The organism is Thermodesulfobacteriota bacterium (genome assembly GCA_031082315.1).
Taxonomy (GTDB): Bacteria; Desulfobacterota; QYQD01; order QYQD01; family QYQD01; genus QYQD01.
This window is the reverse complement of record JAVHLC010000009.1, coordinates 68,539-91,922: the sequence shown is the minus strand read 5'-3', so window position 1 is coordinate 91,922 and position 23,384 is coordinate 68,539. Positions and strand designations below refer to the sequence as shown.

Annotated in this window: 19 protein-coding genes and 2 tRNA genes; 14 read left to right on the top strand and 7 right to left on the bottom strand. The window is 48.4% G+C overall.

All coding sequences use genetic code 11. The annotated features are described in order from the left end of the window. Positions 1–68: 68 nt before the first annotated feature. A complete protein-coding gene (locus RDU59_09330; protein MDQ7838674.1) occupies positions 69–1,439 on the top strand; it encodes a sigma-70 family RNA polymerase sigma factor in 1,371 nt (456 codons plus the stop codon). 72 nt (positions 1,440–1,511) lie between these two features. Here RDU59_09330 and secD read toward each other — a convergent pair whose 3' ends face one another. After that, positions 1,512–4,100: a protein translocase subunit SecD gene (gene secD / locus RDU59_09325; GenBank protein ID MDQ7838673.1), complete on the bottom strand. Its 2,589-nt coding sequence runs from the start codon at positions 4,098–4,100 to the stop codon at positions 1,512–1,514. A gap of 25 nt (positions 4,101–4,125) precedes the next feature. Beyond that, positions 4,126–4,213: transfer RNA gene (locus RDU59_09320), tRNA-Leu, on the bottom strand. A 171-nt stretch (positions 4,214–4,384) separates the two neighbouring features. Here RDU59_09320 and RDU59_09315 point away from each other — a divergent pair. The 8 genes from RDU59_09315 to RDU59_09280 all read left to right on the top strand — a co-directional run bounded on the left by RDU59_09315 (position 4,385) and on the right by RDU59_09280 (position 12,507). Beyond that, positions 4,385–4,460 (top strand) — tRNA-Phe (locus tag RDU59_09315). Positions 4,461–4,778: 318 nt separating this feature from the next. Beyond that, entirely contained in the window at positions 4,779–6,752 is a 1,974-nt protein-coding gene (locus tag RDU59_09310) for a PBP1A family penicillin-binding protein (GenBank protein ID MDQ7838672.1), read from the top strand. Positions 6,753–6,926: 174 nt separating this feature from the next. Further along, the gene (locus tag RDU59_09305; protein MDQ7838671.1) at positions 6,927–7,424 is read left to right on the top strand and encodes a PilZ domain-containing protein; all 498 of its coding nucleotides are present in this window, start codon (positions 6,927–6,929) and stop codon (positions 7,422–7,424) included. Next, entirely contained in the window at positions 7,396–7,758 is a 363-nt protein-coding gene (locus RDU59_09300) for a PilZ domain-containing protein (protein ID MDQ7838670.1), read from the top strand. Before RDU59_09305 ends, RDU59_09300 begins: the two co-directional genes overlap by 29 nt. 613 nt (positions 7,759–8,371) lie before the next feature. Continuing rightward, positions 8,372–9,385 carry an AsnC family transcriptional regulator gene (locus tag RDU59_09295; GenBank protein MDQ7838669.1) on the top strand — a complete coding sequence of 338 codons (1,014 nt, stop codon included), beginning with the start codon at positions 8,372–8,374 and terminating at the stop codon, positions 9,383–9,385. A 419-nt stretch (positions 9,386–9,804) separates the two neighbouring features. Next, positions 9,805–11,079 (top strand): dissimilatory-type sulfite reductase subunit alpha, encoded by a 1,275-nt coding sequence (gene dsrA, locus RDU59_09290; protein ID MDQ7838668.1) that lies wholly within the window; start codon positions 9,805–9,807, stop codon positions 11,077–11,079. A 43-nt stretch (positions 11,080–11,122) separates the two neighbouring features. Then, positions 11,123–12,223, top strand: a complete 1,101-nt coding sequence (dsrB, locus tag RDU59_09285) for a dissimilatory-type sulfite reductase subunit beta (protein ID MDQ7838667.1) — start codon at positions 11,123–11,125, stop codon at positions 12,221–12,223. Positions 12,224–12,267: 44 nt separating this feature from the next. Further along, on the top strand, positions 12,268–12,507 hold the full coding sequence (locus RDU59_09280; GenBank protein MDQ7838666.1) for a dissimilatory sulfite reductase D family protein: 240 nt from the start codon (positions 12,268–12,270) through the stop codon (positions 12,505–12,507). 336 nt (positions 12,508–12,843) lie between these two features. On the opposite strand, the gene RDU59_09275 is transcribed toward RDU59_09280, so the two are convergent. Further along, positions 12,844–14,082, bottom strand: a complete 1,239-nt coding sequence (locus RDU59_09275) for a hypothetical protein (protein ID MDQ7838665.1) — start codon at positions 14,080–14,082, stop codon at positions 12,844–12,846. 277 nt (positions 14,083–14,359) lie between these two features. Here RDU59_09275 and RDU59_09270 point away from each other — a divergent pair, with 277 nt between their 5' ends. Continuing rightward, a complete protein-coding gene (locus RDU59_09270) occupies positions 14,360–14,920 on the top strand; it encodes a YkgJ family cysteine cluster protein (protein MDQ7838664.1) in 561 nt (186 codons plus the stop codon). Here RDU59_09270 and RDU59_09265 read toward each other — a convergent pair. Together RDU59_09265 and RDU59_09260 are read right to left on the bottom strand one after the other, a co-directional pair. Next, a complete protein-coding gene (locus RDU59_09265) occupies positions 14,904–15,992 on the bottom strand; it encodes a PBS lyase (GenBank protein ID MDQ7838663.1) in 1,089 nt (362 codons plus the stop codon). The two genes, RDU59_09270 and RDU59_09265, sit on opposite strands and share 17 nt — an antisense overlap. Positions 15,993–16,176: 184 nt before the next feature. Beyond that, positions 16,177–16,803 carry a tetratricopeptide repeat protein gene (locus RDU59_09260; protein MDQ7838662.1) on the bottom strand — a complete coding sequence of 209 codons (627 nt, stop codon included), beginning with the start codon at positions 16,801–16,803 and terminating at the stop codon, positions 16,177–16,179. A 243-nt stretch (positions 16,804–17,046) separates the two neighbouring features. On the opposite strand from RDU59_09260, the gene RDU59_09255 reads away from it, so the two are divergent. Then, positions 17,047–18,486 carry a cobyrinate a,c-diamide synthase gene (locus tag RDU59_09255; GenBank protein MDQ7838661.1) on the top strand — a complete coding sequence of 480 codons (1,440 nt, stop codon included), beginning with the start codon at positions 17,047–17,049 and terminating at the stop codon, positions 18,484–18,486. Positions 18,487–18,567: 81 nt separating this feature from the next. Further along, positions 18,568–18,756 (top strand): 4Fe-4S binding protein, encoded by a 189-nt coding sequence (locus RDU59_09250; protein MDQ7838660.1) that lies wholly within the window; start codon positions 18,568–18,570, stop codon positions 18,754–18,756. Between the two features lie 378 nt (positions 18,757–19,134). On the opposite strand, the gene dnaA is transcribed toward RDU59_09250, so the two are convergent. Beyond that, the gene (gene dnaA / locus RDU59_09245) at positions 19,135–20,490 is read right to left on the bottom strand and encodes a chromosomal replication initiator protein DnaA (protein MDQ7838659.1); all 1,356 of its coding nucleotides are present in this window, start codon (positions 20,488–20,490) and stop codon (positions 19,135–19,137) included. A 383-nt stretch (positions 20,491–20,873) separates the two neighbouring features. On the opposite strand from dnaA, the gene RDU59_09240 reads away from it, so the two are divergent. Together RDU59_09240 and RDU59_09235 are read left to right on the top strand one after the other, a co-directional pair. Then, positions 20,874–21,479 carry an HDIG domain-containing protein gene (locus RDU59_09240; GenBank protein MDQ7838658.1) on the top strand — a complete coding sequence of 202 codons (606 nt, stop codon included), beginning with the start codon at positions 20,874–20,876 and terminating at the stop codon, positions 21,477–21,479. A gap of 205 nt (positions 21,480–21,684) precedes the next feature. Beyond that, a complete protein-coding gene (locus RDU59_09235; protein MDQ7838657.1) occupies positions 21,685–22,638 on the top strand; it encodes a D-alanine--D-alanine ligase in 954 nt (317 codons plus the stop codon). A 14-nt stretch (positions 22,639–22,652) separates the two neighbouring features. On the opposite strand, the gene RDU59_09230 is transcribed toward RDU59_09235, so the two are convergent. Then, complete coding sequence (locus RDU59_09230) at positions 22,653–23,384, bottom strand: lysophospholipid acyltransferase family protein (GenBank protein MDQ7838656.1); 732 nt, start codon at positions 23,382–23,384, stop codon at positions 22,653–22,655.

The window sequence follows — 23,384 nt, the reverse complement described above, 5'->3', positions numbered from 1 at the left end:
AAATTTAACATAAAACAAATACATATCTGCCGGCCACAGGCCGACCGGAGGCCGGATATTTTATTTTAATGGATTTAGCAATTGGTGAGCCGTACGTGCATATGAATAAACTGGACAAAGTAAGATTACTGAAAGCTGTCGGTAAAAAAGAGCAGATTACGTATGAGGATCTGAACGAATTGCTGCCTTCAGACGTCAACGATCCCCACGAGATCGAAGAGATTTTCGAATTTTTGAGTAAGAACGATATCGAGGTGGTTGAAGAAGCCCCCGCAATAGATGAGATCGATTCTGCCGAAGCCGAATGGCCGAAGGGCAGGGATAAGGAACAGGTGGAAGAAGTGGTGGAAGCCGCCGAACTTGTTGAAAAGGAGACAGAGGAGTTTGAGGAACCGTTTGAGGTGACGACGACCTACTTGCGGGAGATGGGGCGGTTCCCCTTGCTTACACCTGGAAAAGAGGAGGAGCTGAGCCGCATTATTCAGTCGGGTTACGAAATGCTTCTCCAGGTAGTGCTCAAGACCCGTGGCAGGGAACCGGAATTAAAGGCCATCCATGAGCGAATTAGCACCTGGAGGGAACGGGATCCCTCGCTTAAACCTAAAAAACAGCATCTCAATTACCTTCTCAAAAATGTCAGAGAATTGGCCGCCCGGTATCCTGAACCCAAAAAAATTAAGAAGTTGTTGGCCGGTGTAACCAAAGAGATTGAAGCCATTGAGAAGGCCAAGGATGAGATGATCAGGGCTAACCTCCGCCTGGTGGTGAGCATTGCCAAGAAGTATATGTACCAAGGTTTAAATCTTGCCGACCTTATCCAGGAGGGAAACCTGGGTCTTATGCGGGCAGTCTTCCGGTTCGATTATAGTAAGGGCAATAAATTCAGCACCTACGCCAGTTGGTGGATACGGCAGGCCATAACCCGGGCTATCCTGGACAAGACGAGGACTATAAGGTTGCCGGTGCATTTCCTGGAGTTACGCAGCCAATTTTTTAAGGCTTATTACGCCCTTCTCAAGGAATTGGGAAGAGATCCTACGCCTTATGAGCTGGCGGAGAGGACTGCTCTTCCCATGGACAAGATTATTTCTATCCTGGAAGCGTCCCGGGAGCCGATTTCATTAGAGACTCCGGTAGGCGATGAAGACAGTACTCTGGGAGATTTTATTGAAAATCAAAAATCCTTATCTCCTTATGATACAGTAAAAGAACAGGAACTGTCGGAGAGTGTCAAGAGTATTTTGTGCACTCTCAGCCCTCGTGAGGAGAAGATCATCCGTTTGAGATTTGGGATTGGAGAGGATGCTGAATATACACTTGAAGAGATTGGAAAGCGGTTTAACGTCTCGCGTGAACGTATAAGACAGATCGAAAAAAAAGCGCTCAACCGGCTGCGTCATTCTACCCGGAGGGAGAAGCTGAGGCATTTCCACGACTAGAGATTAACGGCCACTGCGTTGTCTGACGTGCTCCTATAAAGGCCGGCTATTCCTGATATGGATGGCCGGCCTTTATTTTTTCTTATCTTTGAGCGCCTTGCCTTCTCCTCGCCAGATATAGACAATAGGGCTGGCTACGAATACCGAGGAGTAGGTGCCCACCATAACGCCGATGAGGAGGGCCAGGGCGAAATCACGAATGACTATGCCGCCCAGGCTGAGCAGGGCCACCAGTACGATAAAAACGGTGGCTGTAGTAATGATCGTTCGTGCCAACACTTCGTTCACACTGAGATTAATAATGTCTGCAAAGGACATCTTGACCTGTTTTGTCATATTTTCACGTATGCGGTCAAAGACGACTACTGTGTCAGTCAAGGAATAACCGGCCAAGGTAAGGAGGGCCGTAACGATCAGCAGGGTAATTTCCTTGTCCAGGATATAAAGAATGCCCAGGACGGCCAGGACATCGTGGAACGTGGCTATAGCCGCCGCCACTCCAAACTTGAGGTCAAAGCGTATGGCCAGATAGACGATGATTCCGGCCAGGGATATGGCAATGGCAATAAGGGCCTTTCCCCTTAATGCCTTGCTGACAGATGCGCCGATTTCTGCCCGGCTTTCCAGGGCAAATTGTTTCTGCGGCATCTCCCGGGCCAGGACGCTGCTGATAGTTTCGGCGACGTTACCCACCACGTTTTCAGATTTTTTTACCCGCACCATGAGGATATTGTCCCCGGTCACCTGTTGAAGCTCACAATCTTTGAGATTGTTTTTGATAAGAATTTTCCGTACTTCGTTAAGATCGAAAGGCGCCTCGGCCTTGAGCTGCAGCATTGTCCCGCCGGCGAAATCAACCCCTAGATTGGCCTGCCCCCGCCAGATCTGAATAAAGGCTATCGCCCCCAGAAGCACAAAAACACCGGACAGGATAAACGCATAACGCCGTATGCCGATAAAATTAATGCTTGGTTTTCTTAAGAAACTGACAAAATTTAGTTTCTTAAGCAGGCGGTTGAAGTTCAGGTAGTCATAGACGATTTTGGTGCCAAATAAGGCCGTGAAAAGATTGAATATCACGCCTACGCTCAGGGTCACCGCAAAGCCTTTGATCGGGCCGGTGCCAAAGAGAAAGAGGGCAAAGGCCGTAATCAGAGTAGTTACGTGGGAGTCGATGATCGTCCAGTATGCCTTGTCAAAGCCGCCGTCAATGCCTGCCTTGAGGGGTTTCCCCAGGGCGAATTCTTCACGCATACGCTCGAATATAAGGATGTTGGAATCGAGGGCCATCCCAATAGAGAGGATAATGCCGGCGATGCCCGGCAACGTAAGGGTGGCATTAAATAAAGAGAGGGCGGCAAAAAGAAACAGGATGTTCAACATGAGAGCGAAATTCGCCAGGATACCCGAAAATCGGTAATAGAAGACCATGAAGATCACAACGAGCAGCGTGCCTACGATGCCCGACATAAACCCTTTTTGAATGGAATCCAGCCCCAGAGATGGGCCGACGGTTACGTTTTGAATGATCCTTACCGGGGCCGGCAGCGCTCCGGCCTTGAGGACTATGGCCAGATCATGGGCCTCTTCCGAGGTGAAAGAACCGGTGATCTGGGCGCTTCCCCCGGCGATCCTTTCCCGGATTACCGGCGCTGAACGGGCTACCCCGTCCAGGATGATGGCCAGCCGTTTGTTTACATTGGCGCCGGTTATTTCTTCAAAGATACGGCCCCCGCGGTCATTCAGCTCTAAGGCCACATATGGTTCGTTATAATCTCCTCCAATCCTGACCTGGGCATTTTTGATCGCATCACCGGTCATCATGGTCTTGCTCCAGACGAGGAGAGGTATCTTTTCTATAACGCCGGTTTCCTTGCGTTCCCGTTTTTCCAGATAAACCTCTCTGTCTGCGGGTATAAACGGGCGCAACGCGTTGTTAAGATCTGCCGGACTGAACCCCTCCCTTAGCCGGCCCGAACGCATGGCCTCATCCATCAGCCGGTTGAGGTCCAATTGCGTCTGGTCGTCAACCAGCCTGAATTCCAGAAGTGCGGTTTGACCGATCAAGGCCAGGGCCCTCTGCGGATCTTTGACCCCCGGCAGTTGCACCACTATTTCGTCTTCACCCTGACGGACTATGATCGGTTCAGCCACTCCGAACTGGTCGATACGGTTGCGTATGATCTCCAGGCTGCGATCCACGGCGTTGTCGCTAATGTCTTTGAGGACGGCATTCTTAAGACCCAGCGTCAACCGGGGGAATGCCCCGTCGATACTTGAGGAGACTATTCCCATATCCGGGAATTCATCCGCTATTATTTTTTTAGCCTGGGTTTCTGCTTCCTTATTAGGCAGGGAAAAAATGACTTGATGCGGATTATTGCTTTGCAGTTGTATAGCCGTAATCTCTCTTTTCTGAAGTACTTCCTTAAGGTCGCGCGCCGAGAATTCAAGAGTGTTATTAATAGCCTGCTCAACATCCACGCGGAGTATGAGGTGCATACCCCCCTGAAGATCCAGACCGAGTTTGAATCCTTCACTACCCAGGTATTTTTTCCACCAGGAGGGGAGATTCTTATTAAAAGACGGGAGCGTAAAAAATACAGCTAACAGGATGAGTAAGAAGAAAAAGATAAATTTACTGCGCAGTCCTTTTGGCATAATGTGCATTCTCCCGGACAAAAAATGGTGCCTGGGGCCGGAATCGAACCGGCACGGTGACAAGCACCGAGGGATTTTAAGTCCCTTGCGTCTACCTATTCCGCCACCCAGGCACTTGAGGTTTGCGTATCTATCTAAGCTATCGCCTTATATTACTTTAGGGTCATTCTGTCAAGTATCTCCGGGCCGTTAGAGCCCCGGATTGTGACGTAATGGCCCGGCTAAAAATGGGCAAAAAAGCCTTGACAAATTACCTGCTGATAAATAATATGCGTCCACTTTATGCCGAGATAGCTCAGTCGGTAGAGCACCGGACTGAAAATCCGGGTGTCCCCAGTTCGATTCTGGGTCTCGGCACCATTACAAAATCTCCTTTTTACGAACGCCCCTGGCTAAGCCAGGGGCGTTTTTTACGTTTGAGGGCATCTAACCCCTTGACAGTAAAGTTATGTGATATAGAGTTATGTCCAGTGCTATGTATATAATTTAGTGTTCATCCGGAAACTACCGTTTCCGGTTTCACGCTTTCAGCGATCAGCAATTAGCTGTCAGCAAAAACCTAAGATAAATAACATATTAAGCTGAACGCTGAAAGCTGAGTGCTGATAGCTCATCCGGAAATTTTGGGTTTCCGGATGAAAACTAATTAAGGTGTGAGAGTTCTCGCCGGGGGACGGAGTGAAATATCTACTAAAAGGCATATTTTTTCTATTTTTCATCCTTGTAGTAACCTGCGCCTATGCCGCTGAGCCTTCTTATCCAGCCGACGCAGTGTGGACAAGACCGGGAGCGCATTTTTCTTCGGTAAAGATATACGATGCCAGAGAGAGGCTTATTACCCGGTTACTTCCCGATCATAAAGAAATGGTGAAGATAGACCAGATCCCGATCGACTTGCAACATGCCCTGGTGGCGGTTGAAGATCATCGTTTTTACAGCCATCACGGTGTAGATGTACTCGGTGTAGGACGGGCCCTGGTTAAAAATATTATCAAGGGGAGGGTGGTAGAAGGCGGCTCTACCATCACCCAACAACTGGTAAAAAACATGCTGCTTTCTAACGAAAAGACCATGTCCCGCAAATTCAAGGAGGGTATGCTGGCCCTGGAATTTGAACAGAAGTATTCGAAAAAACAGATACTGGAGATGTATTTTAATTATGTCTATTTTGGTAATGGGGCATGGGGAGTACAACAGGCCGCCCGCCTCTATTTTGACAAAAATGTCAGCGACCTCTCTCTGGCAGAATGTGCGGTTTTATCCGGTATTCCTAAGTCACCGAATAATTTTAATCCATTTGCCGGCAAGGTTCGTTCTAAAGAAAGACGCAATCTGGTATTGTCTAAGATGGTTGAACACGGATTTCTGGATAAGAAAAGGGCCTCCAAGGTGCTGAAATCCCCTCTCTCAGTGGCAAATCAACCAGGCAAATCTTATTTTTCCGAATATATCAGACAAAAATTGATTGACCGTTTCGGAGAAGGTGTCATTCGCACTGGTGGATATAAAATTTATACTACACTCGATCTTGATCTCCAGAGGTCAGCGGAGCAGGCGTTGGCTGATGGATTGAAGCGTGTAGAAGGGAAAAGCTCCCGGGCCGCCGGCCTGCAAGGGGCTTTTTTGGCCATTGATCCACGAAATGGTCATATTAAGGCGGTAGTCGGTGGACGGGATTTCCATACCAGCCCGTATAACCGCGCTTTTTACGCCAAGCGTCAGCCGGGTTCCAGTTTTAAGCCTTTTATTTATGCGGCGGCCCTGGAAAAGGGCTTCCCGGTTTCTTCTATCTGGAGTGACGAGTCCTTATCATACGATATCGGCAATGGCAAGGTGTGGAAGCCATCCAACTATGACAACAAATACTTCGGTCACCAATCGCTGCGTGACGCCCTGGCCTATTCCAATAATCTCGTTACTATCAGGTTACTGGAAGCTATCGGCATTGCGTCGGTCCAGGATGTAGCTGGAAGGCTGGGGGTTAAGAGCCAGCTTGAATATAATCTATCCCTGGCCTTGGGGACTTCCGAGACGAGTCTGCAGGAATTAGTCTATGCCTATGCCGCCTTTGCCGATCATGGCCGGATGTCAGCCCCCCTTTCCATTTTAAAGATTGCTGACCGTGGAGGCAATGTAGTCTTTGAAGGGGCGCCTAGTATCTCTCAGGGCATAAGCCGGGAAGCGGCTTATTTGATTACTGATATGCTGAAAGGGGCAGTGGACTACGGCACTGCCAAAAATGTCCGGGTATATGGTTTTAAAGGTATCTGTGCGGGCAAGACGGGGACCACAGATGATTGCACCGATGCCTGGTTTATTGGATATACACCTGAGATAGCGGCAGGTTTATGGGTGGGGTATGATCAACCGCGGAGCATGGGAAGGACCTTGACCGGTGGCGCTGTCTGTGCCCCGATATGGGCAGAGTTCATGTGTAAAGCCAAACATTATATCTGGCTTACTCCATTTATAATGCCGGAGACATTAATTATGCAGAAAATCGATCCGGCTACGGGCCTTCTGGCGGCAGATGCCTGTCCTCAGAAGAAAATGGAACTTTTTATCCCGGGAACAGAGCCCACGACCTACTGCACCGAACATGGTTTGACGCCGATAGAATCTCTTATTCAATTCCTTGCCCCCACCAGGTAATCCCAGCCCAACGTTCATAAGCCATAGCCTCTTAACCTATCAGGATTTTCGTAACACTTCAGCCTTCCATCTCCCCGGACACCCACTACATTCGTTTTTACAGGGCTAACTTATTACGATTTTTAAAAAAACCTTTAAGTATTTATTTTCTTTTCCGATACTATTTAGGAAGGTGTGGAGTTGCCGGATAGAAGCCATCTTATAAATTGTAGGGCGCTTGTGATCGGAATATTGGGAATAATATTTAGTGAAAAGAGGAAATTTAAAAGGTTAGACGTTGGCTTGCCGGTCCACTTGTGTGTTGTAGAAACCGCGCCTTTGAGGCCGGTTACCAGTAGTATTACCGGTAAGTTATGCGACTTGACGCCGGCAGGGGCACGCGTTGAGGTAGGTGCAGTCATTATCAACGGATTGCACCTTTTTTATGATGTTAACAACCACCCGTATCGCAGATTGGAATTAACCCTGGAGATGCCGGATAACAGTGGAAAGATCAGTTTCCAAGGCCGGATAAGCTGGTATGACCGGAAAAAAGATGCCTCCCAATTTAATTATAATTTTGGGGTAGAGCTGATTGATATTACACCGGAAGAACGCGAAAGGCTTTATAATTTTCTTTTTAATATAAAAAAGGCCTCAAACAATGGAGAAAAGAAAGAGAACAAGGGTTGACTTTTCAATAAAGGTGGAAATAGCCCGACTCGGTGGCGAATTTAAGTGTATGGATTTGAGGGACTTAAGTCTGAGGGGCCTGTATGCCTATACCCGGAAACCCTTTAATATAGGTGAAGACTGCGATATCCGGATCGGCCTTATCGAGAGTCATGATGAGGCCGTCATAGGTTTAAAAGGAGTAGTGGTACGCAGAGACGATAAGGGTATGGGTATTCAATTTACGGAGATAGATGCAGACGGATTTCAGCACTTAAGAAATATAATGTACTATAATACGGGTGACCCGGAAAAAATAGATAACGAACTGACCCTGCCTTCTTTTAAGCCCTGATATTCCCCCTGATCCACCATCAAGGCATCATCTGCGGCGTTGCCTTCGATCGCTCCTCCTTGCGGCGTATTGCTCCATACGCCTTGTCGTCGTTCCTCGACGCCTTGTATCTAATATCTTGCTGGTGATCAGGAATACTCCATAACTTGCTGATTTTAATCTTGATAGCCAGATTAGACGGTGGATTGGAGTTCCCATCCCCTTTATCAGAAATATTTTTTAGGCGGGGATTTTTTTCATCCGGCCAATAGAAAGATCGTGCAGAGGAATCAGTATGTCGGCCATCTCCTTAATACGGCGCGCACTTTCATAGGCCTCGATGGCATTTATATGTAAACCGGAAGCAATGACCGGCCCTGTCTTGGGGAAGTTTAAATCGCTACAACAACAACCGGTTATGATAGCCTTTCCTCGCGATGTATTTATAACTACCGATTGGCCGCCGGGCGTGTGCCCGGGTGTGAGGACAACCTGGATGCCCTCTATAATTCATTTTACTACAAATAATGGACAACAGACAACAGATTAGGCACGATTTATTATTTATTGATTTACACCGGGTACTTGTTAGGCTATATATTTAAAATCTTACCTATTGTTTTGAAGGACATCGTTGGACTCTTTTGATCGTAATCTTTTGAATATCCTGCAGCGCAGTTTTCCCCTCACCTCAGAGCCTTACGCGGCAGTAGCCTCGGCGCTTCATTCCAGAGAGAGTGACGTTATCAGCAGGATAGCCGGTTTGAAAGAAGAGGGTATCATCCGCCAGATCAGCGCTATCTTTGACCCCCCGGCCGTGGGTTATCAGACCTGCCTGGTGGCTATGGCGGTTGACGAAGACCGGGTAGAGCAGGCCGCTCAGGTCATCAACCGGGAACGGGGCGTAAGCCATAACTACCTGCGCGAAAATGAATTTAATATGTGGTTCACCATAGCCGTGCCTCCCGGGGCCGACCTGCAATCTGAGGTCGGGAGGCTGGGGGCTGCTGCCGCTGCACGGAAGACCTTGACCCTTCCGGCGATGAAACTTTATAAGATCGCCGTGGTGATGGATATGGAAGGGGAGAATTCAGAGGAAGAAGGCGGAAAAATAAGTGAAATGGATGGAGAGGCGCGCACTTTCACACCAGCTCTTCCTGAGTCAGAAGATATTCACATCATACGATGCACACAGGAAGACCTCCCTTTGATAAGGCAACCGTTTCTGGCTTGGGCCGGGAGTCTGTCGCTGGAAGAGGGCTATTTAATCGATTGGATCAAGTCACGCTTGGAAAAGGGAATTATCCGGCGCTTTGCCGCCCTTCTCAGACACCGCAAGGCAGGATTTTTAGCCAATGCCATGGTGGGCTGGGAGTGTCCATTAGATATAATAGACCGCCAGGGACGAATCCTGGCGGCCCAACCTGAAGTCACGCATTGCTACTACCGTGTGCCCGCGCCTGGTTGGCCCTATAATCTGTATGCCATGGTACATGCCAGAGATAGAGCGAGATGTGACCGGGTGATAGAGCGACTTATCACGACGAGTGGCTTGAATACGTTCAAGGTCTTATATAGCGTTCGGGAGATCAAGAAGGAACGGCTTAAGCTCTTCTGGGATGAGCCGCTGAACATGCATAGCGAGTGAATACGATGCATTTTACCTTGCATACGGAGATTCCCCGCAGCTTGCTGCGGGGAGCTTCAATCGTATTTGTAAGGATAACGGGAAATAAGAATCTTTCCCCGGATTTTTTTATTGACAAAATTATAGCGCAGGTTTATAGAGATTAATACATTCCTGAATGGTGATTCAATACTCATTACGGTCACGGATCTTTGCTGGGTGAGCTTTCTTTCAACAGAAGGAAACGTGTAGGTTTATTTTTTCTTTCTTAGCTAACCTGATAAAACTATTAAGATAGGGGGGAGGTGGAAATTCAGTAATTGAGTTGAGGAACAACAATAAGTGGATAATATGGGGGCAATAAAAGAGGTTAACTTAGGTTCAGCAAGAATTATCGACGACAGGCGATAGACACAATAATGCAAGGAGGTAAAGAAGTAATGGCCAAATTTAAAACTCCGTTTTTAGATGAACTGGAAAAGGGGCCGTGGCCGAGTTTTGTTACGGATATAAAGCGCCAGGCCAAGACCAAACCCGAGCTTGAGGACCTCCTCGGGCAAGTTGAACTTTCGTACAAGGACAAGGAAACCCACTGGAAGCACGGCGGTATCGTGGGTGTCTTCGGTTACGGCGGGGGCGTCATCGGCAGATACTCCGACATGCCCAAGGAATTCCCGGGGGTTGCGCATTTTCACACTGTCCGCGTCAACCAGCCCTCCGGTCTGTATTATTCTACCAAGTATTTGGGGCAGCTCATGGAAATTTGGGAGAGACGCGGGAGTGGGTTAACCAATATGCACGGTTCCACCGGTGATATGGTCCTTTTGGGGACAACCACAGATCAATTAGAAGAGATCTTCTGGGAATTGACCCATGATCTTAATACCGACTTGGGAGGTTCAGGTTCGAACCTGCGCACACCGTCCTGCTGTCTGGGGATGTCCCGCTGTGAGTGGGCCTGTTTTGATACCCAGGCCGCTTGCCATCATATGACCAATCACTATCAGGACGAGCTGCACCGGCCGGCTTTCCCCTACAAGTTCAAATTTAAGTTTTCCGGTTGTCCCAATGACTGCGTGGCCGCCATTGCCCGCTCTGACATGGCCTTTATCGGCACCTGGCGGGATGATATCCGGATCGATCAGGTAGCCGTTGGCGCTTATGTAAATGGTGAGCTTAAGCCGAATGCCGGCGCCCACTCAGGCCGTGACTGGGGTAAGTTTGACATCGTAAAAGAGGTGATTAATCTCTGCCCGTCCAAATGTATGAGCTGGGACGGCAAGGCGCTCAAGATCAATAACAAAGAATGTGTGCGCTGTATGCACTGCATCAACGTCATGCCCAGGGCACTGCGCCCGGGTCTGGATAAAGGCTGTAGCATACTCTGCGGCGCCAAGGCCCCGATTCTTGAGGGTCAGCGGTTGGCTACCCTGATCGTCCCCTTCATAAAGATGGAGCCGCCCTATGAGGAAGTCAAGGGACTCATTGAGAAGGTCTGGGATTGGTGGATGGAACACGGCAAGAACCGTGAACGTCTGGGCGAGCTTATCGGCCGAGTGGGTATGCGGGAATTCCTTAAGGCGATCGAGGTCAAGGCTATTCCACAGATGGTAAAAGAACCGCGCTCGAATCCCTATATCTTCTGGGAAGAGTCAGCTGTGCCCGGCGGTTGGACGCGGGATCTCGCCGCATTCAGAAAGAAACATCCTCTATGATGAGCAGAGAATATATATAACTAAATTAGGAGGTCAGAGAATTATGGCTTATGATCCGAAAAATCCTATGAAAGACAGGATAACAGATATCGGCCCGCGGAATTATGAAGAGTTTATGCCGCCGGTGATAAAAAAGAATTTTGGCAAGTGGTTGTATCATGAGATACTCGAGCCCGGGATCTTGATGCACAAGGCCGAGAGCGGCGATGAGGTCTATACGGTGAGAGTAGCCGCCGCCCGTCTGATGAGTATTGAGCTGATACGCGATGCCATGAAGATCGCCGACAAACACTGTGAGGGTTGCCTCCGCTGGACCACGCGTAACAATATCGAGTTTATGGTCGATAACAAATCCAAACTGGAACCGTTGAAGGCTGATCTGAAGGCCAACCCGATGTTCCCGATCGGGGGTACCGGCGCCGGTGTGACCAATATCGTCCACACCCAGGGCTGGATCCACTGCCATACCCCGGCTATCGATGCCTCCGGTATCGTGAAGTCGGTCATGGACGATCTCTTCAAACACTTCCAGTCCATGGATCTGCCGGCCCAGGTGCGTATCGCCCTGGCCTGCTGTCTGAATATGTGTGGCGCGGTCCACTGCTCGGACATTGCTATCCTCGGATTTCACCGCAAACCGCCCTTTGTGCAGCATGAGGTTATCAGCCAGATCTGTGAGATTCCTCTGGCGATAGCGGCCTGCCCCACCGGCGCCATCAAGCCGGCCACGGTAGATGGCAAGAAGAGCGTGAGTGTTAACGGGGAACGCTGCATGTTCTGCGGCAACTGCTACACCATGTGCCCGGCCATGCCGCTTATGGATGCCGAGGCCGACTGTGTGGTTATCATGGTAGGCGGAAAGATATCCAACCGCATCAGCGCCCCGAAGTTCTCCAAGGTAGTTATTCCTGCCCTGCCGAGCAATCCGCCGCGCTGGCCGGAAGTGGTGGCCGCGGTCAGAAATATCCTGGAGACCTACGCCAAGAACGCTAACAAGTACGAGCGCATTGGCGAGTGGGCCGAGCGGATCGGATGGGAGAGATTCTTCGAGAAGTGCAACCTGCCATTTGACGTCAAGACGATTGATGACTATACCTTGGCTTATGATACATTGCGGACGACGACGCAGTTTAAGTTCTCTTAAACGTGCAGCTAACTCAAAACTTGAGGGAGTGTTGAACGATGGATATTGAAGAATTAAAAGCGAAGATCATGGAATGGGCCAACAAGCAGACCAAGCCTAAGTTTTACTTTAAGGACATGGGCAAGGCGGCCCCTGAACTGAGTCTCAGAGAGATCAAAAAGGCGGTTACCGCCCTGGTTCAGGAAGAAAAACTGGAACTCTGGTCTAGTGGCAGCAGCAGTATGTATGGGGTCAAGGGAAAGGGTCTTTCTGAAGAAGCGCAGATGGGAAAGCACGAAGAATAATCGTCTGCTGTGACCCCGGCCCGGTGGTAAGATTATCCTTAATCCTAATGAGGAATAGTTTGGGCTGGCTGGCTTAATCAATTCCAGGTAATTTAGGGTTTATACTGTTTAAGCCGTTCAAACTGTTTAAATGGTTAAATGTGAGAGGTACAGGCTGGCCTGAGAAGGGTCAGCCTGTACTTTTTTCTTTTCTCAGGGTATTCTGCCGGCCGAGCTTGACGGCTTAGTAAAAAGTAAAATTTACCGCAGAGGTCGCCGAGAACGCCGAGATAACATATTGAATAGTTTACTTTTTTTCTCTGCGAACTCTGCGTGCTCAGCGGTGAAAAAGGTTTTTTACGAATTGATCGAGCTTGTGCTGCTCGCCGTAGAATCCGGCTGAAAGGACTGTATTACCGCATACAGCCTCTCAATATGGTTATCTAAGTTGCGCATTATAATAGGTAGGTCGGCCTCGGGTTGAGGGCAGGTTTGCAGCGTGGCGTGTGCCATATCTTTCCAGTCATCCCTGGTGAAACGTTTGAGGGAGGAGAGAAACTCCTTTCTATCGATGGAAGCTGGACGCCCCGTCTCCTCTTTTATCTCCAGTGCCTCATAAAACCCTTTCATAACCGCATCCGGACAAAAATCGTCGGCCCAGGCCACATCCCCGGTCCCATCCAACCGATCCATACGCATCCGGATCATTAAGTGTACAAAGAAGTAGAGCAGGGCGGCCATCTTATTGCCTTCTTCGTCCGTTGAAAAAGATATCATGGGTTCATAGCGCCGCACGGTGATCAGTTTCAGGTCGATATCTTCGCCCTCTATTCGTGCGATGAAGTCCCCGGCGGCATGATGCCACAAGGATATTTGTTCAAAGGTAGCTATATCGTAGTAGAGGGTGAGGATTTTCGAAGCCAGCCGATATAAATTATAGCTCTGCCTGCCGGATAGATACCGGTAACCTTTATCTGAATCCCAGACGACGATCTTTTGGCCCTGGTCTTTGCTGTCTAGCGACAGATGAAATTCGTGGTAACCTTCCAGCCATTCTCCCAGGGATATCAGCATAGTATCGCCGGAGCCCTGGGGGGTGCGGTATTTAATCTCGCCCTTGTGATATACATGGGGCAAATACGGGAAGGCAAATTTATTATTCAGGTAGTTCAGCCAGTGAAAATCATTCTCCAGATAAAGCTTACCCGCCTCGGACAGGGCCGCAGTTACGACGAATTTGTTTAAGTCGTTCGCGGTGATGACGTCTATACTGGATATATGATACATGGCCCCGTGCTTTTCCGTGCGGATGGCAAGGCTGTCAATATCCTGTAAGGTAATCATCTTTCCTGTTTTCTTTTTTATGGCGTCTATTAATAACCGGTAAGAATCTCTGGATAGAAATGCCTTTATCGTTTCCAGATACTGGCCGTAGGTCAATCCGATTCTGTGGCCGCCTTTCCCGGTTCCGTCGATATCAGATAGACGGAGGGGTAAGGGAGACTCCAGCGCGATTTTATCAGGGACGATATCCCCGTAAGGAGAGGAAGAGAGGTATCTTATTTTGGGTTCGTATGCGTTACCGGCGGAGGTCATTATCAACTGCTCCTATGATTGAAAAATGTTAGATTGATCGTTTGTCGATATCTTTGTATAGTTAGTTTTCATCCGGAAACCCAAAAGATCCGGATGAGCTATCAGCACTTAGCTATCAGCGTTCAGCTTAATATGTTGTTTGTCTCAGGTTTTTGCTGACAGCTAATCGCTGATCGCTGAAAGCGTGAAGCCGGAAACGGTAGTTTCCGGATGAACACTAGTTAAAGCCATTATGGTTGACAATCTTAACAGATTATTTCGAAAATACGAGATGTTATTGTCCGAGATAGGCAGTGTCTTCCGGCGGGTGCGGGAAACACACGGCGATTGCGTGAGATGCCGGCCGGGCTGCACCGACTGTTGCTATGCAGTGTTTGAATTATTTCCCATTGAGGCCGCTTATTTGAGCTACCATTTTCATCAGCGCTTAAAACGCAAGGAGCGCCGGGAAGTCCTGCGTAGGGCTGAAAAAGCCCTTCTGGAGATTACCGGGGTAAGGGAAGGGATCAAAGATAAGGAGAGCGAAGTGCTTCAGATGGCTGAAGCCAGAATCAGGTGTCCCTTGCTCAGTGACCAGGGCCATTGCCTGCTCTATGAATACAGGCCTATTACCTGCCGGCTTTACGGGATACCAACCGCTATCCGCGGGGCAGGCCATACCTGCGGGAAGTCCGGCTTTGATAAGGGGACGGTTTATCCCACTGTAAATCTGGATCTAATCCATGAAAGACTCTTTACTCTGTCCGTTGAACTTTGGGGAGCACATGACTACCGCCAGGTATATGAAGAGGCTCGAAAATTAGTCCCGGTTTCCCTGGCGCTTAAGATGAGCAGGTAACCCTTTCTATGGCCTGAGAAGCCAGTTCTCCTACGGTTTTTTCCTCCACCCTGCCGTCATCGTATATCCTGAGACAAGCCCGATCATCTTTAAGCCTTTTCAGGCTGCCTACAGCCTCTTTGGCCTTCATGTGCCCCAGGGCCCAGGCGGCATGGCCTCGCACCGCAGGTTCCGGGTCATCCAGGAAATCAAAAACACCGAAAAATGGCGTGCCTTTTAATAGCTCCGGATGGCGTTTACCTATTCTGCCGATGGCCCAGAGGGCAGCCGCACAGGAGGTTTGATCCTTTAAGAAGGAAAATAGCGGGGGGATAAAACCGGTGAAGAGATCGGGCCGGACACTTATTATTTCTCCACTGGCCTCGAGGAAGCCCCAGCTTGTGGCGGCCGAGTCGGCAGCAGACGAAAGCAGTCGCCTGAGCAGATCGGCGGCGGCTTGCGGATTTTTGTCTGCCACGTACCCGGCGGCTTTTCCCAATATTTCTACGGCCCGCCAACGTAAAAGCTCATCCGGGGAGTACAAAAGCCGTTGCAACGCGGCCAGCACCCGTTTATCTTCCTTGGCCATGGAGAGCAACTCTTCTTCCCGGTTCTCTTCAACTAACCTCTGGATAAGTTTTTTAGAAAACGATTTTGATGGCCCGGGGTGTTCGACGGATGATTCGTCGTTTATCACCGGGGCCTTGGCCAGCTCAGCCCGTACCTTTTCCTCAGATACCTCTCTAATCTCCTTCCCCAATCTTATGAAAAGGAGAACAGCGCGGGCATGGGCTATCTTGGCTACGACTTTATGCTCTTTCTCATTGTAGTTTTCTATACGATTTTCGATATAATCTTTGTCCGGTTCAAGTTGCCAGGCCAAGTCCCAGTCCCCGCCGCAGGCAAATAGCAGGGCCTCCACCATGGCGGCCCCCACGTTGTGTCCGGTGACATCACAGGCATAGACTGCCCCGCACTGACATCTGCCCATGTTGAATTCAGTAAGCCTTTTGGTATTCAATTCACGTGGCCGGTCAACCAAAGAGCCACAGAAAGGACACCTTGGCGGCTGTGCCTCTGTTATAATGCTCATGCCATCCTTCTCGTCGATTTATAAGAATTTCTATTTAGTGTTCATCCGGAAACCCCGGTTTTCTAGATGGAGCGGTCAGCAGTCAGCTATCAGCTTAACATGTTGTTTGTCTTGTTTTTTTGCTGACGGCTGAAAGCTGATCGCTGAGAGCTTTCATCCGGAAACGGCAGTTTCCAGATGAACACTATTTAGATTTGACTTGGATTTCTTTAACAAAATCCGGATGAACCTGATAGCCCAACTCCATGGCCCGGTTGCAGTGTTCGGCAGCCAGCTTATATTCCTTTTTAAAGTAATGGGCCACGGCCAGGTTGTTGTGGGCTATGGCGAAGTCAGGTTTTTCCTGAAGACTCTTCTTGGCAGCCTCGATGGCCTCATCATAAAGTCCCTTTTCGATATAAGCCGTAGCCAGGTTGGTCCAGCCCTCGGAAAAATCGCTGTTGAGATCCACCGCCTTTTTCAAAAATTCTATGGCCTTACCCCATTCGCCTTTTTGCATCCAGGCAAAGCCGAGATTGCCGTAGGCCTGTGTTACATAAGGATTAACCTTGAGGGCTTTTTCATTTTCCCTGATGGCTCCGTCCAAATCACCTTTCTGAAAATAGAAGCCGCCGAGATTGACATATAGCGAGGCATTTGTCGAGTCAATCTCCAGAGCCTTTTTGGTATGCGCAATGGCATCATCGATGCGTCCGCCCTTCCAGCAGGCCAGGGCCAGGCGGCTAAGTACAATGACCGATTTAGGATTTTCCGACGCCTCTTTTTCGAGAGAACTGATGATGTCTTCGATATTTGTATTTTGTTCTGTCATGGATTAACCTCTGTCTGAGTTATAGTTGCAATGTGACCGATTCTAATAAACTTTGGTAATTAAATCAACCTTTTTACATCCAGGCTAGTGTATTAGGGACGGGCTATGAACCTGGTGTTATAGATATTTTTATTGACAAAATTACCGGCGGAGTTTATAGATTTTCTGTTAGAATGAATAGTAATTCAAATCTTGGCGATAGCAGTTAATTTTGTAATATAACCCCTAATCATTTTTAACTAAATGATCCAACGTTATTATCCCAGAGTGGCGATAGCAGCCCTTAGAGGAGGATCCGGGAAGACGATTCTTTCTCTGGGGATTATTGTGGCCCTGCGCAATAAAGGTTTTAAAATAGTTCCCTTCAAAAAAGGTCCGGATTATATCGATGCGGGTTGGCTGACTTTAGCTGCTGAACACCCTTGCTATAATCTTGACCCATTCCTCATGGGTAAAGAGCAGGTTATATCTTCCTTCCAGTTACGGATAGATGAAGGTGAATGTGCAATTATAGAGGGGAACCGGGGGCTATACGACGGGACAGATGAAGCTGGAACTTATAGTACGGCTGAACTTGCCAAGATGCTCCAAACCCCGGTTATATTAGTGGTTGATTGCAGTAAGGTCACGCGTACGGTGGCAGCCATGATCCTAGGCTGCCAGAAGTTTGATCCGGCGGTGGATATCAGGGGCATTATACTCAATCAGATAGCCAGAAGCCGCCATGAGGCTATGGTGCGCAGTACTGTAGAGCATTATTGCGGGCTGCCGGTCATTGGCGCGCTGCCTCGGTTGAAGGAAGGCCGGCTTCCAGAACGGCACATGGGGCTGACGCCCCATTTTGAACACCAGAGTTCTATAGATGCCGCTATGGCCATAGGCAGTATGGTAGAAAAGTATGTGGACCTGGATAAACTGTGGGAGATAGCTGTACAGTCCCCGCCATTGCTGGTTGATGAGCCTGTTAAGGAGAGATTATCTGTAAAGTCATATAAGCAGCCGTGTATAGGGGTTATTAGAGACTCTGCCTTCCAGTTTTATTATCCCGAGAACCTCCAGGAATTGGTGAAATATGGGGCTAGATTAATAGATGTCAGTCCCTTGCGGGATACTCAGCTTCCGGAGTTAGACGCTCTCTATATAGGCGGGGGATTTCCGGAAACCCATGCCGAGCTTCTGGCAGCAAACAAGAATTTTGCCGGTTCTTTACGGGCGAGGGTAGAAGAAGGCCTCCCGGTTTACGCAGAGTGCGGCGGGTTGATATATTTAGGAAGAAGTATAAGTATAGACAACACAGTATATCCGATGGCGGGTGTGCTTCCGGTGGATTTTTGCCTTGGGAAGAGGCCGCAGGGGCATGGATATACGGAGATGCTGGTAGACAAGCCCAATCCTTATTTTGCCTGTGGTTCTGTCCTGCGGGGGCATGAATTTCATTATTCGCGTGTCGTGGCCTGGGAAAAGAATACCGGTGCGTATATGGCCTTTTCTGTTAACCGCGGATATGGTGTTGATGGGGAACGGGACGGATTTTGCTACAAAAATGTCCTGGCCACATATACACACCTCCACGCCTTGGGCATACGAGAATGGGCCGGCGCACTGGTAAGGAGGGCCTTGGATTACAAACGGATCCTAACCCAGTCGCCTTTAAAACTGCTTGCTTCGGCTGTAAAAGTGTGATATAGGTTCCAATCCAAAATTAACTAATATTAGGTAAGGCGGCGATTGTCGTCAAATTTGTAGAGAGGAGGATTAAGTATCATGGCTTATACGGTAACTGTGGACAAGGACAAATGTAGCGGAGATAGCCTTTGTGTGGACAACTGCCCGGGGCAGGTGCTGGAGCTGGTAGATGGAAAGGCAGAGCCTGTCAACATGGATGACTGCCTGGGTTGTCAGTCCTGTATGGAAGTTTGCACGACCGGTGCGATCACAGTAACAGAAGATTAAGTAAATAAGTACGGAATCGGAGACTAACCGACGGTAAAGGCCCTGCCTCATCTATCAGGCAGGGCCTTTTTTGTAGTTTTGGCCTATGATTAGGCCCTTAGCTCTAAATCCCGTGTTTTTTATGGCAGAAAACTGGAAAGCTTAAAGCTCAAAGCTGAAGGCTGAAAGCCAAAAAGAACGACAAATTTCAAAGTTCAAATGAATGTCAAAGCACTAAAGTTCAAAACGTCACTCGCCACTGGTCATTGGTTAAGTTGGAGGATGGATCACTTTTATCAGTGACAAATGACTATTGACTAATGACATTATAGTTATTTGGATTTGACTTGGACTTTTGATTTTGAAATTATATGGTTACTTTTGTTTCCCTCGTCCCGGTCAGGCCTGATGGGTGCCGATTTTGATCTGCTCGGTCAGATATTCAACCTGGTAGCCTAGAGGTGATTTTTTCTCCATTTCGCGCTGGACGAAATTAACTGCGTGCAGGATAGTGGCGTGGTTTCTGTTAAATTCCTTCCCTATGGCCTCCAGGGAGTGCTTGGTAAGAACGCGGGACAAGTAGACGGCTATATGCCGCGGATGGGCAATAGCCTGCTTGCGACTCTTGGACTTTAATACGTCCAGGGTAACCTTATAGTACTGACAAATGATCTTTTGGATCAGATCCAGAGAGACTTCCTCCCTTTTCTTTATCAGGTATTTGGTTGCTTCTCTGGCCATATCCAGGGTGATCGGTTGACAGAGGAGAGAGGACTGCGCGGCCAGGCTGATTACACTGCTTTCCAATTGCCGGATGTCATCGGTGATAGTATCGGCCAGGTAATTTATAACCTCATCCGGCAGAGATATTCCCTGGTTCTGGGCCTTCTTCTGAAGGATGTTTATCCGGGTATTATAGTCGGGCGGGAGGATACTGGCAATCAACCCGCTATTAAGCCTGGACCGGAGGGCGTTGTTCAGCCGCGGGATATCTTTCGGAGATTGGGAACTCGTCATGATAATAGTCCTGCCGGATTCGGCGAGCCTGTCCAGGACAGGGCCAAGTTCTGCCTGGGTACGTTGTTTACCCTCAAAGAAGTGTACTTCGTCAAGCAGGAGGACATGGCAATTTGTGCGGTATTTTTCTTTGAATTGTTCGATGGTATTTGTTTTAAGTGCCCGGACCATGTCATTGGTAAATTCTTCAGCAGTTACATAAATTAGTTTTTTTGTTTTGTCCTGACCAAGCATGTAATGGGCTATGGCGTGTGCCAGATGACTTTTCCCCAGTCCTGTATTTGAGAGCAGGTATAGAAAGTTGTTATAGGTGCTGGTCCCTTGCGCTATGGCCTGGGCTATGGTGAAGGCAAAGCTGTTTGAGTTGCCGGTCACAAATTGATCGAAAGTAAAACGGGGACATAATCGCCTGCAGTAAGGCACTTCAGTTTGCAGGCCGGGCAAAAGCAATTGTTCATCGGCCTTAGGCTTGTTGTTGCTATTGTTTTCATTAGATCCTGCCGATGCTGCTATCAATTGGACATTTAATTTTTTACTACAAAGGGTTCCCAGTTCGTCCCTGATTAATGGCAGATAATTATCCCGTACCCAGCTTAGAGAAAATCGGTTGGGGCAGGTCAGGACAAAGGTATTTTCATCCTGGCTGCTGCAGCTTATCGGATCGATCCAGATATGAAAACTGCTGTCTGGAATCTTATTTTTAAGAGAATTTTTTAATTCTTGCCAGATTTCTTGCATAAGCTGATTTTTTTGTTTTTGAAATGTTAGGGCAAAGACAATTAAGTAATCCTACTCTCCTTAATAAAGATTCGCCGGGTTTCTGTCAAAGGTGATTAAAGACGATTCTCTCGATGAAACCCTCTTATTTTTAAAGATGGTTTAACCTTCTGTTTTTTCTTTATATCTATTTTTACCAGAGAGTAACTTATTTAAAAGACGGCAGTTTGTATAATTAGAGTCAAGACCAATGGTTTCAGGAAGTTATTTATGAAAAACTCCCGGTTGGTTAAGGTTATCAACACCACAAGATCTCTCCGTATCTCTCTTTTTCTCAATTTTTTAACCTATTTTATGTTTATTTCTTTTTGCATTTGTCGTACATAGGGGGCTGTCAATTTTATTTGAATAATTTAAACAGGTTTGGCATCATAGGGCTAAAAAGGCGGGATAAAAAATTGGTTTCTATTCCTACCTCTGAACAATGTCTGGCTTTAATGGACGAATATAAGGTAATGGACCACGTGCGGCAGCATTGCCGTAAGGTGGCAGAGGTTGCCCTTTTTATTGCCGATAAACTGATGTTGCCCGGCGTCAAGTTAAACATTCCTTTGATAGAAGCCGCTGCCCTGCTTCATGACATCACGAAGATTGAGGCGCTGGGGCAGGGGGAAAATCATGCCGAGACCGGGGCAGACCTCCTTGAAAAACTGGGATTTCCGACTGTAGCTCACATAGTAAGACAACACGTACACTTATCAGGGCCGATTATTGGGACGCCGATTAATGAATCAGAAGTCGTCAACTATGCCGATAAGCGGGTTTTGCATACCACTGTGGTCAGTTTGAGGGATAGATTTGATTATATCCGGGAAAAGTATGGGCATGGCGACCCGGTTAGGATAACCAGAATAAACAGGATCGAGGAAGAGACCCGGGAGCTTGAGAAAAAACTTTTTGCTCAGTTGCCCATAAAACCAGAGGATATACCGCATTCTAATCAATTTTGATGATTTCGTAACAATTTAGCGCTCTTAAAAATGCGCTAAATCTCATTGCAAAATGGAAAATGCAACATGGAAAATGTAAAATTTCGGATAAAAACCATCAACATTTTGAATTTTGCACTTTGAATTGAAGTTTAGCCAGTTTTTCAAAAGGCTAAACTGATACGAGATTTAAATTTCGAGATGTCTTAAAGAATATGGGGGTGCTATGGCCAAAGATAAAAAGATAAGATTAGCCCTGATTTCGGGGGGAGAGTCATCCGAACGAGAGGTTTCCCTTAAGGGGGGAGACCAGGTAGAAGGCGCACTGGATAGAGACAAGTATGATATTATACGCTATGATCCGGCTTGTGACCTGGAGGTTCTGGTTAAGGATGCGGGCCGGATAGATGCGGCGTTTGTCCTTCTCCATGGTAAATATGGCGAGGATGGGACTATCCAGGGGCTCCTGGATCTCTTGCATATACCATATCAGGGGTCCGGGGTCCTGGGCAGCGCTCTGGCCATGGACAAGGAGTTATCACGGATTCTTTATTCTCAGGCCGGCCTGAATATCCCGCGTGGTAAGGTCATGCGGCCGGGTTCTTATAACGCTGAAGCTATAGCCGCGGAACTCGGACTCCCTGTCGTTATCAAACCTGTAGATCAAGGTTCCAGTATTGGTATGAGTATCCCGCAGACAGTAGAAGAGGTGAAAAAAGGCCTGGTCGAGGCATTTAAATACAGCCCGCGTGTGCTCGTGGAAGAATATATAAAAGGGATTGAAATTACCGGCGGGGTTATAGGTAATGATGAGCTGGAGGCATTGCCTATTGTAGAAATCATACCGGGCGAAGGTCACGTTTTCTTTGATTATCAGGCCAAATACCAGACCGGCGCTACCAAAGAGATCTGTCCCGCCCGCATCAGCGCTTCATTGACCAAAAATGCCCAGGAATGTGCCGGCACAGCCCATCGGGTCTTACGATTGCGGGGTTATAGCCGCACGGATATGATTATCTGCGATGACCGGATTTATATCCTGGAGACAAACACCATCCCGGGCATGACCAGAACCAGCCTATTACCCTTGGCGGCCCGGGAGGCGGGGATGGATTTTTCCGCCTTGTTAGACAGGCTGATTATGTTAGCCCTGGAGGCCGCAGGGAAGGCTGTCCGCTGAAAGCTGAATGCGGCTTACATCTTCCCGGCCCTGGTCATTAAGGATTCTAAGGTTTCGCGAAGGCGCGCGGCCAGCGCGCCTTTCTGGCCGGGCTTGTAATCAACGGTCTCCATGGCCTGACCGATCAGAATATTGATATGTCCAGGCCGCACCCACAGGCTGCCACGCGGGAGAACATCTTTAGAACCATGGATAGCCAGAGGGACAACCGGACATCCGGATTTTAAGGCCAGGACAATACCGCCCATTTTAAAAGGCAACAGCCGGCCATCGACACTCCGTGTCCCTTCGGGAAATATAAGAACAGATGTCCCGCCCCGTATTTTTCGGGCGGCTTCTTCCAGACTTTTTATGGCCTCTTTGGGGTGAGAGCGGTCGATTGGTATGTACCCGACACGGCGCATAGCCAAACCGAATAGGGGTATCTGGAAGAGTTCCTTCTTGGCCAGCCAGCGAAATTGCGCAGGCAAATAACCCAGAACAGCCGGTATATCAAACTGACTCTGGTGATTGGCGGCATAAATGTATGGTTGCCCCCGGCGTATGTTCTCCAATCCCTCTATGGTGACCTTTACTCCGCATCCCCGGAGGACGATCCTCGCCCAGAGCCGGGCTACGCGATGCGGGGCATTACCCCTCTTGTCAAAGACAGAACTTATGATGGTTATGATGCTGAAGATCGGGGTGATTACCGGCAGCCATATAAAAAGAAAAACGCTGCGTATGCCGTTGAGTATCTTTCTCAT

Excerpts from the sequence above, each read along its gene's own strand:
- RDU59_09230 (MDQ7838656.1), bottom strand. The coding sequence starts at position 23,384 with ATGAGAAAGATACTCAACGGCATACGCAGCGTTTTTCTTTTTATATGG.
- RDU59_09300 (MDQ7838670.1), top strand. The coding sequence starts at position 7,396 with ATGGAGAAAAGAAAGAGAACAAGGGTTGACTTTTCAATAAAGGTGGAA.
- RDU59_09260 (MDQ7838662.1), bottom strand. The coding sequence starts at position 16,803 with ATGACAGAACAAAATACAAATATCGAAGACATCATCAGTTCTCTCGAA.
- dsrB (MDQ7838667.1), top strand. The coding sequence starts at position 11,123 with ATGGCTTATGATCCGAAAAATCCTATGAAAGACAGGATAACAGATATC.
- secD (MDQ7838673.1), bottom strand. The coding sequence starts at position 4,100 with ATGCCAAAAGGACTGCGCAGTAAATTTATCTTTTTCTTCTTACTCATC.
- RDU59_09255 (MDQ7838661.1), top strand. The coding sequence starts at position 17,047 with ATGATCCAACGTTATTATCCCAGAGTGGCGATAGCAGCCCTTAGAGGA.
- RDU59_09250 (MDQ7838660.1), top strand. The coding sequence starts at position 18,568 with ATGGCTTATACGGTAACTGTGGACAAGGACAAATGTAGCGGAGATAGC.
- dnaA (MDQ7838659.1), bottom strand. The coding sequence starts at position 20,490 with ATGCAAGAAATCTGGCAAGAATTAAAAAATTCTCTTAAAAATAAGATT.
- RDU59_09235 (MDQ7838657.1), top strand. The coding sequence starts at position 21,685 with ATGGCCAAAGATAAAAAGATAAGATTAGCCCTGATTTCGGGGGGAGAG.
- dsrA (MDQ7838668.1), top strand. The coding sequence starts at position 9,805 with ATGGCCAAATTTAAAACTCCGTTTTTAGATGAACTGGAAAAGGGGCCG.
- RDU59_09275 (MDQ7838665.1), bottom strand. The coding sequence starts at position 14,082 with ATGACCTCCGCCGGTAACGCATACGAACCCAAAATAAGATACCTCTCT.
- RDU59_09330 (MDQ7838674.1), top strand. The coding sequence starts at position 69 with ATGGATTTAGCAATTGGTGAGCCGTACGTGCATATGAATAAACTGGAC.
- RDU59_09265 (MDQ7838663.1), bottom strand. The coding sequence starts at position 15,992 with ATGAGCATTATAACAGAGGCACAGCCGCCAAGGTGTCCTTTCTGTGGC.